This window comes from Shewanella sp. NKUCC06_TVS, assembly GCF_019345515.1.
In the GTDB taxonomy this organism is placed as follows: domain Bacteria; phylum Pseudomonadota; class Gammaproteobacteria; order Enterobacterales; family Shewanellaceae; genus Shewanella; species Shewanella oncorhynchi.
On record NZ_JAHKQX010000006.1, the window covers coordinates 49,520 to 67,015 of the forward strand.

Genomic DNA, 17,496 nt, shown 5'->3' on the forward strand with positions numbered 1-17,496 from the left:
TTCAGTCCTATTTAAGTTACTAACGTTACAGTCCTAAAAAAACAACAATTCAAAGGAAGTCACTCAATTATGCATAAAAGTTTTATTGCCATCGCCATCGGCGCCACTCTCACCGCCGGATTCATGGCAGGTTGCAGCAGCACAGAAACTAAAGCACCTAACGTTATCTCGGTACAAACCCAAAACCCGCTGTTCCAAGCCAGTAACCTGCAATATCAAGCCCCTGATTTTAGCCTCATCAAGAATGAGCACTTCGCGCCAGCCCTAGAGCAAGGCATGGCAGAGCAGTACCAAGAAATTCTCGCAATAGCCAATAATCCGGCAGCAGCAACCTTCGATAATACGATTGTGGCTATGGAGAAAAGCGGCACCCTACTCAACCGTGCATCAAGCGTGTTTTATAATTTAGCAGGGTCAAACAGCAATCCAGAACTGCGTAAAATCCAAGGCGAAATGGCGCCCAAAATGGCGGCCCACTCAGATAATATCAACTTAAACCCAGCGCTATTTGCCCGTATCGAAGCCATCTATAACGACCGCACCAACTTAGGGTTAACCCCAGAAGCCGTACGTTTGGTTGAGGTATATCACCAACGCTTTATCATGGCTGGCGCTAAACTTACCGATGAACAAAAAGTTAAAATCCGCGCGTTAAATGAAGAACAATCAACACTAACGAATGAGTTCTCTCAGCGTTTATTACGCTTAACCAAAGAAATCGCCGTTGTGGTGGATTCAAAAAGTGAACTTGCTGGATTAACCGACGGTGAAATAGCTTCGGCCGCGAACGATGCCAAAGCGGCCGGTCACGATGGCAAGTATCTGATTAACATAACCAACACCACTCGCCAACCTGTGTTGGCATCACTGGAAAACCGTGAGCTACGCCAGCGTATTTGGGAAGCCTCAGCGAACCGTGGCTTAACTGGTGAAAACGAAACTGCGTCACTCGTATCTCGTTTAGCGAAACTCAGAGCCGAGCGCGCAACACTATTAGGCTATGAAAACTGGGCAAGTTATCGATTAGCACCGCAAATGGCCAAAACACCCGAAGCGGTTTACAGCATGTTTGGTTCAATGGTGCCTGCGGTAGTTGCTAACACAGAGAAAGAAGCGGCCGACATTCAAGCGATGATCACTAAAACCGGTGGGAAATTTGAACTGGCACCGTGGGACTGGGAGTTTTACGCAGAAAAAGTCCGCCAAGAAAAATACGCTCTCGATGCCAATAGCATTCGCCCATACTTCGAATTTAACCGCGTTCTCGAAGACGGCGTATTCTACACACTCAAAGAACTCTATGGCGTCACCTTAAAACCACGCCCAGATTTACCGGTTTACCATCCCGATGTGAAAGCCTACGAAATGTTTGATGCCGATGGCTCAAGCATGGCCATTTTCTACGCTGACTATTTTGCCCGTGAAGGTAAACGTGGTGGCGCTTGGATGAGTTCGTTCGTCGGTCAATCCTTCCTCGAAGGCACTAAACCTGTGGTCGTCAACGTGATGAACATAAAGAAAGCGCCCGAAGGTCAACCCACATTCGTCAGCTATAACGAAGTCACCACTATGTTCCATGAAATGGGTCACGGCACCCACGGCATGTTCTCTAAAGTGACTTATCCAAGTCTGGCGGGCACCTCGGTTTCACGCGACTTTGTCGAATTCCCATCGACGTTTGAAGAAGATTGGGCCGCCCATCCAAAAGTGTTAGCGAACTACGCGAAACACTACGAAACGGGCAAACCCATTCCCGATGAACTGCTGCAAAAACTGCTGAAATCTGGCAGCTTCAACCAAGGCTTTGACACTCTGGAATACATGGCCGCCGCATTAGTAGACATGGAATGGCATTCATTAAGCCCAGATACGCCGTTGCAAGATGTACCAACCTTTGAAGCCAATGCCTTGAAAAAGCACGGCTTAAACATTAGTGCCGTACCTCCGCGTTATAAGTCGACCTATTTTGCCCACGCCTTCCCCGGCGGTTACTCGGCAAGTTATTACGCTTATATGTGGAGTGAGATTTTAGCGGCGGATGCGTTTGCCTATGTACAAACCCAAGGCGGGCTCAATCGTGAAATCGGCATGAAGTACCGCAAAACGATCCGTGAAGTGGGTAATAGCATAGCGCCAATGGACGCCTACAAAAACTTCCGCGGACAAGAGCCAACCACAGAAGGCTTACTTAAACGCCGCGGTCTAGATCAAGCACGCTAAGCTAAGAGTTGATAGCCTTAATGCGATAGGCTAGAGATAAAGACAAACTCAGCCTTAACCAAAAAAATCAGCCAGCATAATGCTGGCTGATTTATTTTGACTTATTTGTCGTGAACGTTTGCAGTGAAAGGTTTCAATTAACGTCTAGCTAATTGCGCCTTTAGATTTGATTTTAAGTACGATAATACTAATCACAAATGCCACACTACAAGCCACTAAACCCGCGACAACAGACTCGGTAAATCCAAGTGCCACATAACCCACTAAGCTAATAAACGCCGCAATGAGTGCATAAGGTAGCTGAGTCACCACATGGTCGATGTGGTGGCAACTAGCGCCCGTAGACGACAAGATAGTCGTGTCGGAAATTGGTGAACAGTGATCGCCAAATACAGCCCCCGCCAGCACAGAGGCAAGCATAGGCAACATCATGCCTGTGTGACTTCCCATCGCCATATCAGCAGCAATCGGCAACATGATCCCGAACGTCCCCCAGCTAGTACCGGTTGAGAACGCAGTAATACCTGCTAGCACAAACATTAAGGCGGGTAAAAACGCGAACGGAATATTTCCTGTTGCTAAACTCGCCATAAACTTACCGGTTTCGAGTTGACCAATCACCCCTGCGATTGTCCAAGCAAATAACAGGATGTAAATCGCCGGCAGCATAGAGCGAGCGCCCTGCACTATACCTTTGACTATCATCAATTTCTCAACGCCTTGCACTAAATTCAATATCAGCGAAACCGCTAGACCAATTAATGCACCAAAGAAAAGTGATGAACTGACATCGGTTTTCTCAAAAGCAGAAATAATATTAAATTCAATCCCTTCCGCCGCGAGTACTTGAGCGCCACTGTTAATCATAAAATAGAGGGTTGCAAATACCAACACGGTAATCGGCAGGAACAGACCTAAAATCTTACCGGTTTCGGCTTCAGGTAAATCCGCGTTCGCCCCAGGCGGTAATCCTTTAGACTCATCGTATAAATTACCACGTTGGGCATTGAGCTCATGCTCACGCATTGGCCCAACATCTAATCCCATAAAGACAACAAAAAGTAATAATAACAAGGAGAAGATTGCGTAAAAGTTCATTGGGATCATTTGAATAAAAATACTCAAATGACCCGTATCAGCAAAACCATGGGCAGTTAATATCCCGCCAATGAGTGCGATAATATAAGCGCCCCAGCTCGAAACTGGAGAAATAACGCACACAGGCGCCGCAGTAGAATCTAATAAATAAGCTAACTTAGCGCGGGAAACATAATAACGATCGGTAACAGGTCGAGCGACCGAACCAACAACTAAACTATTGAAATAATCATCAATAAAAACTACGCAACCTAAAAACATGGTCAATAGTTTAGCGTCACGTTTATTACGTATATGTAAACGAGCCCAATCGGCAAAAGCCCGCGCGCTGCCACTTACGGTAATTAACGCTGTAATCATTCCCAGTACAATTAAGAAACCGAGAATATATAAGTTCCACGAATTTAGACCTTTATCAGTCCAAAAAAGCCCTTTAACGCCATTAAATACAAACTCACCCGTTGCTAAAGGTGAAAACTGATTGAGCAATAAAGCACCAATTAAAATACCTAACCCCAAAGAAAGCAGTACACGGCGAGTCAAGATCGCCAACACGATAGCCACCGCAGGCGGCAACAAGGAAAGTGCCGAATCGGCATAATTCATAACAGTCATTGATTATTATCTTCGTTAAATACGAATGGAGGGCGACTGAACTGGTGGGAAAAGGCAATAGATACCCAAGGTCACCTGTCCTATCAGTAGCGCTCCATAGTAACTATTCCCAATATCCATATCGGAAAATACTATGGCAGTGCTGCACCTATTAGGTACAACCCCAGCAGTTGATCGTGATAAATCGAACCACTTCGGCACCAAATCCTTTCGCAATCGATCAACGGAATCACCCTACTGATCACTACTAATATTTGGCGCGCCTCTACTTCTAAGAACGCCCTTGCACGGGCGTGAGGCACATAAAAACATAAGCGGCTTAGCAGATGCTACCGCAAAGCCACTTAATGTGACCTAGATCACAGATAAAATCAACTGAGACTTGTAATCAGCTCAGGAACCGCCTCAAACAGATCTGCAACGAGTCCATAATCGGCTACTTGAAAAATAGGCGCTTCAGGATCTTTGTTGATTGCAACGATGACTTTAGCGTCTTTCATGCCGGCTAAATGTTGAATCGCGCCAGAAATACCGACGGCAATATACAAGTTTGGCGCAACGATTTTACCGGTTTGACCCACTTGTAAATCGTTAGGCACAAAACCTGCGTCAACTGCAGCGCGTGATGCGCCAACTGCTGCGCCGAGCTTATCAGCAAGTTGCTCCAACATGCCGAAGTTTTCACCACTGCCCATGCCTCGGCCACCAGATACGATAATGCCAGCATTGCCTAACTCTGGACGGGCAGAAACTGTCAGCGATTGAGAAACAAACTGAGTTCTCGCTTCAAACACTTTATCGAGTGTCGTCACAGCCGCACTGTTACCTTCTGGCGCAGCGTCAAACGCACTGGCGCGCACTGTCATCACTTTAATGGCATCATGGCTTTGCACTGTCGCTAAGGCGTTACCCGCATACACAGGGCGCACAAAGGTATCTGCATTGACAACAGTAATGACTTCTGAGATTTGCGCGACATCTAATAATGCCGCAACGCGCGGAAGCGTGTCCTTACCTAAACTTGAAGCCGAGGCCAGAATGTGACCATAGTTTGGCGCTAAGTCCACCAGCAATTTGGCAAAATTTTCTGCTAAATGCGCTTCATACACGCTGGCATCGGCAACGAGTACTTGGCTAACGCCTTGTAGTGCCTGTGCCGCTTGGACAACCGCGCCACATTGGTGACCCGCAACTAAGACATGTACTTCATCGCCTATGGCACGGGCGGCGGTAACAATTTTTGCCGTATCGAGTTTCAGTGCAGCATTATCATGTTCAGCTAATACTAAAATGGCCATTTAGATCACCTTCGCTTCATTTTTTAACTTTTCAACTAGCTCAGCTACCGACGCTACCATGATGCCCGCTTTACGTTCAGCTGGCGGAGTGACCTTCACAATCGTTTGGTGACTCTTTAACGTCACGCCTAAGTCTGCCACAGTAAATACTTCTAATGGCTTACGCTTAGCTTTCATTATGTTAGGCAATGAAGCGTAACGGGGTTCGTTCAAACGTAAATCGGCGGTCACAACAGCAGGTAAAGGCAGTTTAAGAGTTTGCATGCCGCCGTCAATTTCACGGGTGACTTGTAATGTATTCGCTTCTAATTTGATTTCTGAAGCAAAGGTTGCCTGTGGCATATCCATTAACGCGGCAAACATTTGGCCAGTTTGGTTATTATCACCATCGATGGATTGCTTACCAAAAATCACCAGCTCTGCTTGTTCTTTGTCTTGTACCGCTTTGAGCAATTTGGCGATAGACACTGGCACGAGCTCTTCTTCAGTATCGATATGAATTGCACGATCTGCGCCTAATGCAAGCGCGGTACGCAGTTGTTCTTGCACGGCTTTATTACCAATACTGACAACAACCACTTCAGTAGCGCTACCCGCTTCTTTTAAACGAACCGCTTCTTCTACTGCGATTTCACAAAAAGGGTTCAACGCCATTTTTAGGTTTGCAGTGTCAACACTTGTATTGTCAGCTTTGACCCTGACCTTCACATTGGCATCAACAACGCGCTTAACGGGCACCAATACTTTCATAGGGTTTCCTTCCTACACTTTCATGTACATGGACAAAACATTGGTTAATACCAATGCAGGATAGAGCAACTTTACGTCCTGTTAACGTTAACGTCAACCAAAGTCAAACGCCTGTTTGTATTTTTTAATCCGCTGCAACGGCCACTTTTTTGGACACTTATTTGAGGGAATAAGAAAAGTTCAAAAAATAAATAATATTTAATTTCCTTAAAACGCATAATTTTATTTGATTCGAGCTATATTAGTTTCTATCATTTAGGTGTTGTTCACCATTATCCTGTATTAAAAATAGAGTGGGACGAAAATAGATATGAGCGAATTTTTAGAGATATTAACTCACGGCCGTCGTTTTAAAGCTGCAGTAAAAGAACTTAGCGTTGAAGAGTTACGTGATTTAGCCGACAAATTAGATAAAATTTTAGTAGAACGCGAGTCTATGGCTGAGGAAGAAGAACAAGCCATGGCAGCTCGTAATGCTAAGATTGAAGAAATCCGTCAACAAATGGAAGCCGTTGGTTTATCAATTGATGACTTAGGTGGCGTAGCTGTTAAAGCTGCTGCGAAGAAACGCGCTCCTCGTCCAGCCAAATACCAAATTGAAGTTGACGGTGAAATGGTTCAATGGACTGGCCAAGGCCGTATGCCTACCGTATTTAAGAACGAGATCAACAAAGGTCGTTCTATGGAAGATTTCTTAATCTAATCCAACCAAGTGTGATGGCGCTAATTGCCAACACAAGTTTGCATAAAAGCTCGCATTAGTTGCGAGCTTTTTTATATCCATCAACCGTTTCAAACTTAAACGACAGCCGTTAATTCCGCACCTCACTCCCGCTCAAATTACGTTACAATTCAGCCTTAGTATTTACATCTGCTTTCAGTTACTCTTTGTTCATCCTCACTCGATTGAATAAAATAATGCAGATAAACAATAAGATAATGATAAGCTGCAGCATAATCGCTAGCTTAGTATCACAAACAACATTTGCCCAGCTCAATACTGGAACAACATCCAGTAAACTCACTGCATTTACCCATGCTGAATTAATTATTGCCCCTGGAAAGCGTTTAAGCGATGCCACTTTATTAATTGAAAATAATCGAATTAAAGCCATTATTGAGCACAACGACATTCCCGCTGGCGCATTTAGAATCGATTTGAGTGGTTATACAATTTATCCCGGATTTATCGATCCTTTTACTGATTATGGGATTGAGTTCGAATATCCCAAACTTAAGCTCACTCGCCCCGTCTATGATATAAAGCGTATCGGTGGTAATGCGGAAAATGGTGCAATTCATTCTGAAAAAGAATGGTTTAATTACGTTTACCCCAATAAAGAACGCGCAAAAGAGTGGATTAATAATGGTTTCACCAGTGTGCAAAGTAGCAAACTCGACGGTATCTTCCGTGGGACGGGTGTCAGCCTTTCATTAGCAGACAAAACGGCTAATGAAGTGATTTATCGCGCCCGCAGTCAACCTTTTATGGCATTTGATAAAGGTTCGTCTGAACAAGATTATCCCTCATCATTAATGGGCAGCATTGCACTTATTAGGCAAACCTTTGCCGATGCAAATTGGTATAACCAAAATAAAAACAAACCTGCCAATGGCGCAATAAACAATCAAGTCGAATTTAATATCGCCTTTGAGCGTTTAGATAATTTAGCCGATAAGCAAATTATCTTTGAAACCAAAAATCTCAACGACCAATTACGTGCAGCCCATTTACTTAAAGAACATAAACTGCCAGCCAACCTACTTGGTAATGGTCAAGAATACTCACGCATCAATGAGTTAAAGGCGCTAAACTATCCGTTGATCTTGCCTTTAAACTATCCGCAGGCACCCGATGTCGGCACAGATGACGCTGATCGTGAAGTATCACTGGCGGATTTAAGACAGTGGGAACGTGCACCAACCAACCCTGCAGCAGTAGCTAACGCGGGTATCCCCTTTGCGTTAACGCAGTTTGGGATTAAGACAGATGCCTTTTGGCCACGCCTACGCCAGGCTATTGCCCAAGGTTTAAGTGAAGAAAACGCTCTCGCGGCACTCACCACCCAAGCCGCAGAGATGACAGGCACCGCCGACTTTACCGGTAAACTCGCGCCCGGTTATATAGCTGACTTTGTTATCACTAAAGGCAATATCTTTAAAGATGGCCAGATCTACAGTGTTTGGTTGCAAGGTCAGGAGCAAAGTCTGCGCTCACTTCCCCAAGCACGATTACTGGGAGATTACCAATTAAGCCTCAATAACCTCACGCTAGATTTATCGCTACATGATGAAAGTAAAAGTGATAAACCCAACATCCAAGGCAATTTAAGCAGTGGCGAACAAAGTATCTCACTCACTCAACTTAAGTTAGATGATAACGGGAGATTGAGCTTTACTGCCGATTTGAACGCCGCAGGCATTAACGGCCTTAGCCGCTTTACGCTGTGGATGGCCGATGACGGCATTCAAGGTCGCATGGTCGATGCAAAAAGTCGCACTACAAATGTTGCCGGTGTCGCTATGACTCAAACTGCAAAGCTCAAAAAAGCAGACCAAGCAAGCAATCATGCTCCCAAGAATGAAGCCAACACGAGCCTAGTGAGTCACCTCACCTTCCCTAACGTTGCTTACGGACTGAGCGAAGCACCTAAGGTGGAGAAGCTGCACATCAAAAATGCCACCCTGTGGACATCGGATAAGCAAGGCATTCTCGAACATGCTGATCTCTTGATGGCCAATGGCCGCATCGAGAAAATAGGCCAGCAATTAAGTACACCATCAGGTTATCAAGTCCTCGATGCAACAGGTAAACACCTCACCGCCGGCATAGTCGATGAACACTCGCATATCGCCATTAATGGCGGTACTAACGAAGGAACAGACGCAGTAACCTCTGAAGTACGCATTGGCGATATTATTAATCCCGACGATATTTCAATCTATCGCGCCTTAGCGGGCGGCGTCACCAGCGCGCAATTACTCCACGGTAGCGCCAACCCTATCGGTGGCCAATCACAACTGATCAAAATGAAATGGGGCGAGTCGGCCGAACAACTCAAATTTACTAACGCGCCCGCCAGTATCAAATTTGCTTTAGGTGAAAACGTCAAACAGAGTAACTGGGGTGAGAAATTTGTTCAGCGCTTCCCCCAGACTCGCATGGGAGTAAAAGCGTTATTTGAAGAAACCTTCGACGCTGCTATCGCCTATGAAAAGGCGTTAAAAACCTATGATAATCTGCGCTCCAGCGATAAAAAGAAAACCGTCGCTCCGCGTCCAAGTTATCGTCTGCAGGCGGTCGCCGAAGTATTAAACCAGCAACGCGACGTACATATTCATTCCTATGTACAGTCAGAAATCCTGATGTTTATCCGCTTGGCCGAGGCCTATCACTTTAAAGTACAAACCTTTACCCATGTGCTCGAAGGTTACAAAGTGGCGAGTGAACTGGCTGCCCATGGTGCTGGCGCATCGACCTTTGCCGATTGGTGGGCCTATAAGTTTGAGGTGTATGATGCGATTCCGCAAAACGCGTGCCTGATGCAAAACAAGGGGGTGATCACCAGCATTAACTCAGACGATTATGAAATGCAGCGCAGACTCAACCAAGAAGCGGCTAAGTCTATGATGTATTGCAATATGTCGAAGGAAGACGCTTGGAATATGGTCACTATCAATCCAGCCAAACAATTAAGAGTCGATGAGTTTGTGGGTTCACTCACCCTAGGCAAAATGGCCGATATCGTACTCTGGAACGCAGAGCCACTGTCTATTTACGCCAAAGTGACGCAGGCATGGGTTGAAGGAAAACGCTATTTTGACCGCGACCAAGACCAAGTTGCCCAACAAGCTGTGGTGAACGAGCGCGCCGCACTTATCCAAAAAATTCTCAGCAGTGATGACCAAACTAAAGCGGGTGAAAAAATCACGCCACTCAACGAGCCACAGTGGCACTGCGACACCCACTATCAGGCATGGGGCCACGCTCATGAGGGAGCCAAATAATGCAACATTTATCTAAAACCGTTTTGTTTGTGGCGCTACTCGGCGCAATTTGCACCACGCAGGCCCCAGTTATGGCCAATGATATCGTACCTACGCCTAAACAAAGCCGCAGCGTACTGATTAAAAACGCCACTGTGCACACAGTCACTCAAGGCGTGCTCAGCAACACAGACGTCTTAATTGAAAATGGCAAGATCACGGCCGTTGGGCCTCAACTGACCAGCCAAATCAACAATGCAACCGCAGAAACCAGTGACACTCAAATCGTCGATGCCAGCGGTAAACACTTGTATCCGGGCTTAATCGCCCTAGACACCAGCTTAGGCTTAGTCGAAATTGAAATGAGCCGCCCAACGGTTGATAACGCCGAGGTAGGTTATATCAATCCGCAGATCAGCACGGCCACAGCTTACAATGCGGATTCGGAGCTCATCCCGACCATACGTTACAACGGCATTACCCACGCACAAATCGTTCCGAGCGGTGATGGGTTAGCTGGACAATCGGTACTGGTGGATCTCGATGCATGGACGATTGAAGATGCGATGACACCAAGTGCTGGACAGTTCCATGTCTATTGGCCGCAAATCAAACGCATGCCAGAAGATGAAAAAGAGAAAGCCAAGGCCATCGAGAAAAATCAGCAGGCAATCGACAAGCTCAATATCGCCTTTGAAGATGGCTATCGCTATTTCTTAAGTGATAAGGCCAACGATAAAGACAAAAACCAGGATGAAGATCCACAGTCCGCGACCAGCAACCTGCGCTGGCAGGCCATGTTGCCGCTATACCAAGGCAAAGCGACACTGTTTGCACATGCCGACAGTGTTGGCCAAATTGAGCAAGTGATCGCCTTGACGAAAAAATACCAATTCAAACTGGTAATTGTCGGCGGATACGATGCATGGCGTTTGGACTCAAGCCTAAGGGAAGTTAAAGCTGGGGTCATTTACCCTCATATCTTGAGTCTGCCTAAACGTAAAGATGAGCCAGTCGATTTACCCTTTAAGATCCCATCTTTACTCGCCAATGCAGGTATTCCCTTCGCCCTTGGGTTCTCATCGGACTGGAATAGCCGTAACCTCCCCTACGCCGCAGGTTACAGCGCCGCCTATGGTTTAACGCCTGAACAAGCACTTAAGTCCATCACCTTAGATGCCGCAAAACTGTTAGGTGTGGAAGATTTAGGTGCGATAGCGGTGGGATACCAAGGCAGTGTCGTGCTGTCCGAGGGGGACATTCTCGACCCTATGACCAATAAAATTGAGGCTATCTGGATTGAAGGGCGGCAGATAGATCTGAATAATCGCCATCAGCAGCTTTATCAAAAGTACCTTAAGCGGTAGAATTTACTCAGATAATAATATCGCATCGGCGCAGCCTACCAAGGCTGCGCAGTTTTCTCCTCAACCTCAGGTCAAACCATGAAAATTATCCTCTCAAGTGCATTAGTGCTCCTGCTCAGTGCCTGTGCAAGCGACTACAGTTTTAACAGTAATTTGGACAGTGAGGCGATTAATGACTATTTCAAGGCATCCGATGTCATCCTCTATGAAGGTGATACCTTGCCGAAAGGTCATTATGAATTAAAAGGATTGGTCGAAGGTGAGTCCTGTCAGGCCGATACCAACGGTGCGCCCGCATCACTTGCCGATGCCAGAACCGAAGCCCGTCGCAATGCCGCAGATAAAGGAGCTAACGGCATTATCATCAAGCAATGTGTCATATTTGAAGAAGCTGCCCAAGGTTGTATCAGCCGCGCATTATGCGTTGGTCAAGCAGTAAAAACGGCTACAACAGAGTAAGCCTCACGCATATTAAGCATACTGCTCGCGGCGTGATCCTATAGTTTTCTAAGATTGCCCCTATCAACCGCTTAATGGCTAACGCTTCATGACCAACGCTGCATTATTAGCACACAAAGATGGGCCTTAATGATTAGCTTAGAATGATGAGCTTAGGCGGTTGTTATACTTACCCTTTAGGTAATTTTTTGCATGACATTTACCAACCAAATTATCGCAGTGGCAACATGCCGCACACCCTATAAACAAAAATTTGGCATTCCAAGACAACCCGGACTTGTTGAAGCGCGTGGTTATGTCGAGCTCGAGCCCCATGTGAATCATATTGATGCGGTGCGTGGCATAGAGCAATATTCACATCTCTGGTTACTGTTTTGTTTCCATGAGAATCTTGCCCAAGGTTGGAAAACCACAGTGCGGCCGCCGCGTTTAGGCGGCAATGAAAAACTTGGCGTGTTCGCAACTCGCTCCACTTTTCGCCCCAATGGTATAGGTCAGTCTGTAGTGAAATTGCACGGTGTAGTGCAGCGCAAGGGCAAAGTGTGCCTCGAAATTTCCGGTATGGATCTGCTCGATGGCACACCGATAATTGATATTAAGCCATACATTCCTTTCTCAGATTCGATTACCGATGCTGTAGGCGGCATTGCCCAAGACGCGCCTAAACTGATTTCAGTGGTGTATTCTGACCATGCCAAGGCACAGATTGAGCGTTACGCCGAGCAGGAAACCTACACAGATTTAGCTCTGCTTATCAGCGGTGTGCTGGGGCAAGATCCTCGCCCCGCCTACAAAAAAGCCAAGGAAGATCCTAAGTTATACCAAGTCGCCCTCTATGATTTAGATGTGTTCTGGCAAATGGCGGTCGATGATAATGACCAAGAATACATCTTGGTACTAGAACTCAAACCGGGGAAATGTGGCTAAATGTCTGCGCCAACGCCTACATCAAAACCTGATTATCAAAGCCAGCATAAAAAGCGGCTCTCTTGGATGCCGTGGCTGTATTTTTCTTTAAAAGAGAAACATTTAATCTGGGCCAAACCTTGGCAAGACGATATTCAAGCAAAACTTTGTGCCCTCGAAACCATCAACATCGGTGAGCACTGTTTTATCGCCCCCGAGGCGCAGTTATTCGCCGAACCCAATCGTGATATCCGCATGGGTAATCGCTGCATGATCGCCGCCGACTGTTTCTTACATGGGCCTATCACACTCGGGGACGAAGTGGCGATTAATCATGGCTGCTCCTTCGATGGCGGCAGGGTCGGGATTCAGATAGGCAATCAAACCCGCATCGCCAATAATGTCACCCTTTACGCCTTTAACCATGGCATGGAGCCCGATACGCCCATCTATAAACAAGCCGCCAACTCCAAAGGCATTGTTATTGGCCAAGATGTGTGGATTGGTGCTCAAGCAGGCATAGTCGATGGTGTGACCATTGGCGATCACGCCGTGGTCGGCATGGGCAGCATAGTGACGAAAGATGTACCCGACTGGGCGATAGTGGCTGGCAACCCCGCCAAAGTGATTGGTGATAGACGGGATAAGTAAGCAGTAAGGATAATCTTGATACTAGCAGTGACGAAGTCACGCTCTAGCAGCGCAGCGCTCTTCCTTGCGTTATCCGTTATCCGTTATCCGTTATCCGTTATCCGTTATCCGTTATCCGTTATCCGTTATCCGTTATCCAGCATCAAAAAATGCCATTTATCTCCCAGCTAGTTGAATTTAACCTAAATACGTAGGTGACATCATCAAAGCAGGTGATAAAATGGCGACCATTCAACTCAAATTTGGACATCGGTAATGCGCGTCAGCAAGTACCTGCTATCAACACAGAAAGAAACTCCTGCCAACGCAGAAGTCATTAGTCATCAATTAATGTTACGTGCGGGCATGATCCGTCGTAATGCGTCGGGCCTTTATAGCTATCTCCCCACGGGCTTACGCGTACTGCGTAAAGTCGAAGCCATTGTTCGTGAAGAAATGAACAAAGCCGGTGCAATTGAAATTCTAATGCCTATGGTGCAACCGGCAGACTTGTGGGTAGAAACAGGTCGTTGGGAAAAGTTTGGTCCCGAGCTGCTGCGCTTTAAAGATCGCCACAATCGCGACTTCGTACTGGGCCCAACCCACGAAGAAGTGATCACAGACCTGATCCGTAAAGAAGTCAGCTCATACAAACAGTTACCGCTGAACCTTTACCAAATCCAAACCAAATTCCGTGACGAAGTTCGTCCACGTTTTGGCATGATGCGCTCACGCGAATTCTTGATGAAAGACGCCTACTCTTTCCACCTTGACGTCGATACCATGAATGAAACCTATGAGGCCATGTACACAGCCTATAGCAACATTCTAACGCGCATGGGCTTAGCCTTCCGTCCAGTATTAGCTGACACAGGTTCTATCGGTGGCAGCATGTCACACGAGTTCCATGTTCTAGCACAAAGCGGTGAAGATTTAATTGCTTACTCAACGGGCAGCGATTATGCCGCTAACATTGAGAAAGCCGAATCACCTATGCCAACTGAGCCACGCGGCGCAGCCACTGAAGCATTGCGTTTAGTCGATACCCCAAATGCGAAGACCATTGCGGAATTAGTTGAGCAGTTTGGTTTGGATATCACTAAAACGGTCAAAACCTTGATCGTAGTCGGTGCAACCGAAGCCGCTCCGCTAGTGGCGTTAATCGTTCGTGGCGACCATGAACTCAACGAAGTCAAAGCCGACAAGTTAGACTTAGTCGCATCACCATTGGAAATGGCGCCAGAAGCCCTAATCCGTGACGCCATTGGCGCAGGTCCTGGTTCACTTGGCCCTATCGGTCTTAAAATTCCTATCGTTATCGATCACAGCGTTAGCGTCATGAGCGATTTTGCCGCCGGTGCTAACGTTGATGATAAACATTATTTTGGTATCAACTGGGAACGCGATCTGCCGACAGCGCAAGTTGCCGATATCCGTAACGTAGTCGAAGGCGAACCAACACCTGATGGTTCCGGCACTTATGCTATGGCACGCGGTATCGAAGTGGGCCATATTTTCCAACTGGGCACTAACTACTCTAAATCGATGAACGCGACTGTACTTGACGAAAATGGCAAGTCACAGGTGCTACTGATGGGTTGTTACGGTGTCGGCGTGAGCCGTATCGTGGCAGCAGCCATCGAACAAAACTTCGATGAACGTGGCATCATTTGGCCAGAAGCGATTGCGCCATTTAGCGTGGGTATTCTGCCAATGAACATGCACAAGTCGCACCGCGTCACCGATATCGCCGAGCAGTTATACAAAGACTTAAACGAAGCGGGTATCGAAGTGTTATTGGATGATCGTAAAGAGCGTCCAGGCGTGATGTTCGCCGATATGGAACTGATTGGTATCCCACATACAGTGGTGATTGGCGATCGCAATATTGATGCTGGCGTATTTGAATACAAAAACCGCCGCACAGGTGAAAAACAAGATATTCCATTCGATCAACTGCTCGACTTCCTGAAAAACGCAGTTAAAGGCTAAACCTCAACGCGAAATGTAGACAAGCTGAAGATCAAAAACGAAACGCACTTGAGCCCAGCTTAAGTGCGTTTTTTATTGGACTTTTTATTGACCTTCATCGTTCACATTGGCTCGCAACATGACTTTTTATATGCGGCTGTTTACCGCTGTATTTTGGGCAAGGTATTTTGCGCTAACAGGTACTGACTCGGAGCGACGCCCATCAACTGCCTAAACATATAACCAAAGGCTGAACCCGAGGCATAACCTAAGGATAACGCTGTAGTGAGCACAGATTCACCTCGGCTGAGCATTTGAATCGCCACCTGCAATCTAAGCCTTTGCAACCATTGGCTATAACTCAGCCCTGTTTGCTGTTTAAATAATCTCGCTAACGTGCGGGCCGAGGCACCGACCTCCCGCTGCCAATCAACCAAAGTACGTTGCTCACTTGGATCGGCAAGCAAAGCCTCGGTAATACGCAGTAATTTTTTATCCCTAGGATAAGGTAAATCCAAGGCGACCTTAGGGGCGAGTACCATAAAATCACGGATCACCATCAAGAGCCGCATGACGCTATCCTTAAAATCGGGATCAATTAGCCCAGCCTCACTCTTCACTAAGGCATTAGCCTCTTGCAGTAATAACTGCAAAACAGGCTTCACACTCAAACAAGTACAGTCGGGTGGAAACCCGCCTATCCGGGTTTCATCCAAATACAGACTACTCAATTGCACCTGACCTAGCGCGATAACCTCATGATCGACAAAGGGAGGCACCCACACCGCTTGCTCAGGCGGCACAATGTAACGCCCCGCAGGCGTGATCACACTCAACACGCCTTGACTGGCATAAATGACCTGTCCCCAGGAATGACTATGGCGCTGCACATGTTCAAACGGCTTGAGTGTTCGCTTAAGCAACATGATGGAGGCACTTAGCCCTGCGGCGGCTAAACGTGAAGGTGCGACCTGCGTGTGCTGAGTAATATGCTGCTGGGATAAATACGTGTCAGTGACTTGATTCAAGGTGTTATAGCCCAAGGTGATTTTTATATCGAAGCTTCTTTTCGTATTATCGAGCCTCTTCCGTATAGAAGCGCCTCTTTGTTTAGAAGTACCTTTATGCAAAGAAGTGTCTTTATATCTAGACATTAAGTCAATCTATCGAGCTAAAGCCAAAGCTGCAAACGCTAACATGTCATATCAGACTGAATAAATTGGAGATGACATGAGTATCCACATGGATAAAAATCGCGTAACGCCCGTTACATTACAAAAAATGAAAGGTAAAACCCCCATAGTTGCTCTAACCGCCTATGAAAAGCCGATGGCAGAAATTATCGATCCCCATGTGGATATGATTATCGTCGGCGACTCCGTCGGCATGGTGGTTTATGGGCAAGACTCTACACTCGGGGTCACCTTAGAAATGATGATTAATCATGGTCTTGCTGTCACTCGCGGCGCAGCACATGCCTGCGTTATTATCGATATGCCCTTTGGGAGTTATCAAGAATCGCCTCAGCAAGCCTTCAAACATGCCAGCCAAGTATTAATACGCACAGGCGCGCAGGCGGTAAAACTCGAGGGTGGCGCAGAGATGCTCGACACCACTCGTTTTTTAACCCAGCGAGGGATCCCTGTAATGCCACACATAGGATTAATGCCGCAACACGTGAATCAATTGGGTGGATTTAAAACCCAAGCAAGGGATGCTGCCGCCATCGAAGCCCTCGTTAGTTTAGCGAAAGACTTTGAGCAAGCAGGCGCTTTTAGCATACTGATTGAAGGCACATCCGAGCTCGCGGCGCGCACAGTGACCGCAGGAGTCTCAATCCCAGTCATAGGCATTGGTGCCTCACCCGCCTGTGATGGTCAAGTGCTCGTGACTGAGGATATCTTAGGCTTATTTTCTGACTACACGCCTAAATTTGCTAAACGCTATATCGACTTAGGACCATTGATCACTAAGGCCTGCGCACAATATGCCCAAGAAGTGAGAACGGGTGAATTTCCAACATCGGAGCATTGCTTTGGCCTCAGTAAAACGACCAAGGTTACTGCGGATTAATTGTCTAAAGCGAAATGTTCCAGCAATCGAATAAATGATAAATCGAAATTTACAACTAATTGAGTCTACCGACTTGCTTTTTATAGGGGGGCGTTGCTTTAATAAAACTATTAAAACAATAA

The 17,496-nt window shown here is 46.6% G+C and carries 14 protein-coding genes and 1 riboswitch; of the genes, 10 read left to right on the forward strand and 4 right to left on the reverse strand.

Annotation, left to right across the window (positions count from 1 at the left end; all coding sequences use genetic code 11):
- The first annotated feature begins 69 nt into the window (after positions 1-69).
- A complete protein-coding gene (locus KO531_RS08370; RefSeq protein ID WP_219250895.1) occupies positions 70-2,220 on the forward strand; it encodes a M3 family metallopeptidase in 2,151 nt (716 codons plus the stop codon).
- 144 nt (positions 2,221-2,364) lie between these two features.
- Here the strand turns inward: KO531_RS08370 and KO531_RS08375 are convergent, their stop codons facing one another.
- From KO531_RS08375 to KO531_RS08385, 3 genes are all read right to left on the reverse strand, one after another.
- Positions 2,365-3,933, reverse strand: coding sequence for a Na+/H+ antiporter NhaC family protein (locus tag KO531_RS08375; protein ID WP_028761122.1), 1,569 nt, complete (start codon positions 3,931-3,933; stop codon positions 2,365-2,367).
- Positions 3,934-4,012: 79 nt separating this feature from the next.
- Positions 4,013-4,209: riboswitch (Lysine riboswitch) on the reverse strand.
- Between the two features lie 95 nt (positions 4,210-4,304).
- Complete coding sequence (locus tag KO531_RS08380) at positions 4,305-5,231, reverse strand: FAD-binding protein (protein WP_028761123.1); 927 nt, start codon at positions 5,229-5,231, stop codon at positions 4,305-4,307.
- Entirely contained in the window at positions 5,232-5,981 is a 750-nt protein-coding gene (locus KO531_RS08385) for an electron transfer flavoprotein subunit beta/FixA family protein (RefSeq protein WP_028761124.1), read from the reverse strand.
- Between the two features lie 310 nt (positions 5,982-6,291).
- Here KO531_RS08385 and KO531_RS08390 point away from each other — a divergent pair, with 310 nt between their 5' ends.
- The 8 genes from KO531_RS08390 to KO531_RS08425 all read left to right on the forward strand — a co-directional run bounded on the left by KO531_RS08390 (position 6,292) and on the right by KO531_RS08425 (position 15,322).
- Positions 6,292-6,684, forward strand: coding sequence for an H-NS family nucleoid-associated regulatory protein (locus KO531_RS08390; RefSeq protein ID WP_028761125.1), 393 nt, complete (start codon positions 6,292-6,294; stop codon positions 6,682-6,684).
- A 215-nt stretch (positions 6,685-6,899) separates the two neighbouring features.
- The gene (locus KO531_RS08395; protein WP_219250896.1) at positions 6,900-9,989 is read left to right on the forward strand and encodes an amidohydrolase family protein; all 3,090 of its coding nucleotides are present in this window, start codon (positions 6,900-6,902) and stop codon (positions 9,987-9,989) included.
- Positions 9,989-11,335 (forward strand): amidohydrolase family protein, encoded by a 1,347-nt coding sequence (locus KO531_RS08400; protein ID WP_219250897.1) that lies wholly within the window; start codon positions 9,989-9,991, stop codon positions 11,333-11,335. Before KO531_RS08395 ends, KO531_RS08400 begins: the two co-directional genes overlap by 1 nt.
- A 78-nt stretch (positions 11,336-11,413) precedes the next feature.
- Positions 11,414-11,794, forward strand: coding sequence for an Rcs stress response system protein RcsF (gene rcsF / locus KO531_RS08405; protein ID WP_105252035.1), 381 nt, complete (start codon positions 11,414-11,416; stop codon positions 11,792-11,794).
- A 192-nt stretch (positions 11,795-11,986) separates the two neighbouring features.
- Positions 11,987-12,721 carry a tRNA (N6-threonylcarbamoyladenosine(37)-N6)-methyltransferase TrmO gene (tsaA, locus tag KO531_RS08410; RefSeq protein WP_219250898.1) on the forward strand — a complete coding sequence of 245 codons (735 nt, stop codon included), beginning with the start codon at positions 11,987-11,989 and terminating at the stop codon, positions 12,719-12,721.
- A complete protein-coding gene (locus tag KO531_RS08415) occupies positions 12,722-13,351 on the forward strand; it encodes an acyltransferase (protein WP_219250899.1) in 630 nt (209 codons plus the stop codon).
- A gap of 27 nt (positions 13,352-13,378) precedes the next feature.
- A complete protein-coding gene (locus KO531_RS08420; RefSeq protein ID WP_219250901.1) occupies positions 13,379-13,522 on the forward strand; it encodes a hypothetical protein in 144 nt (47 codons plus the stop codon).
- Between the two features lie 84 nt (positions 13,523-13,606).
- Entirely contained in the window at positions 13,607-15,322 is a 1,716-nt protein-coding gene (locus KO531_RS08425) for a proline--tRNA ligase (protein ID WP_219250902.1), read from the forward strand.
- A 140-nt stretch (positions 15,323-15,462) separates the two neighbouring features.
- On the opposite strand, the gene KO531_RS08430 is transcribed toward KO531_RS08425, so the two are convergent.
- Complete coding sequence (locus tag KO531_RS08430; protein WP_219250975.1) at positions 15,463-16,344, reverse strand: helix-turn-helix transcriptional regulator; 882 nt, start codon at positions 16,342-16,344, stop codon at positions 15,463-15,465.
- A gap of 187 nt (positions 16,345-16,531) precedes the next feature.
- Between KO531_RS08430 and panB the strand changes: the two genes are divergently transcribed.
- A complete protein-coding gene (gene panB, locus KO531_RS08435; RefSeq protein WP_219250903.1) occupies positions 16,532-17,374 on the forward strand; it encodes a 3-methyl-2-oxobutanoate hydroxymethyltransferase in 843 nt (280 codons plus the stop codon).
- Positions 17,375-17,496: the final 122 nt, after the last annotated feature.